Source organism: Polaromonas sp. P3_C2, from assembly GCF_056402675.1.
Window position 1 is genome coordinate 1 of sequence record NZ_JBFUGX010001198.1, and the last position, 654, is coordinate 654.

Here is a 654-nt window from a genome sequence, read left to right on the forward strand (position 1 = left end):
GGTCCGGGGGAAGAGCATTCTATCGAGTAAGCCGGCAGCCAGGCTGACGGGGGTGTAACGTGCCGGGCAAGAAGATTCGCAAATATGCACATCTTTTCGGGCTTGCGGCAGCGGCTTCCGGCGCGGCGGGCGCGGCAGGCACCCGGCCTACAATTGGGCCATGAGCTCCTCTCCCCCTTTTTCCACGATCAACGCCCTGTCCCCACTGGACGGCCGCTACGCGAACAAACTGAACCAGTTACGCCCCCTGATGTCCGAACAGGGCTATATGCACCGCCGCGTTCAGGTCGAAGTGGCGTGGTTCATCGCGCTGTCCGATGCCAAATTCGCCGAATTCAAGCCGCTGAGCCCGGGCGCCCGCACTTATTTGCTGGGTCTGGTCAAAAACTTCTCGGAGGCCGATGCGTCGRCCATCAAGGAAATCGAAAAGACTACCAACCACGACGTGAAAGCCGTCGAGTACTGGATCAAGTCGAAATTCGAAGCCAGGCCGGAGCTGCAGGGCGCCAGCGAATTTGTGCACTTTGCCTGCACCAGCGAGGACATCAACAACACCAGCCACGCGCTGCAGCTTAAAAGCAGCCGCGACCTGGTGGTGCTGCCGGCGCTGGACAAGGTCATTGCGCAGCTGCGCGAAATGGCCCACATCTATGC

At 60.3% G+C, this 654-nt stretch carries 1 protein-coding gene; it reads left to right on the forward strand.

Annotated elements, in window-relative coordinates:
• Positions 1–160 precede the first annotated feature (160 nt).
• On the forward strand, positions 161–654 hold a 494-nt coding region (locus AC1DWI_RS25565), incomplete at its 3' end, for a lyase family protein (RefSeq protein ID WP_477726241.1).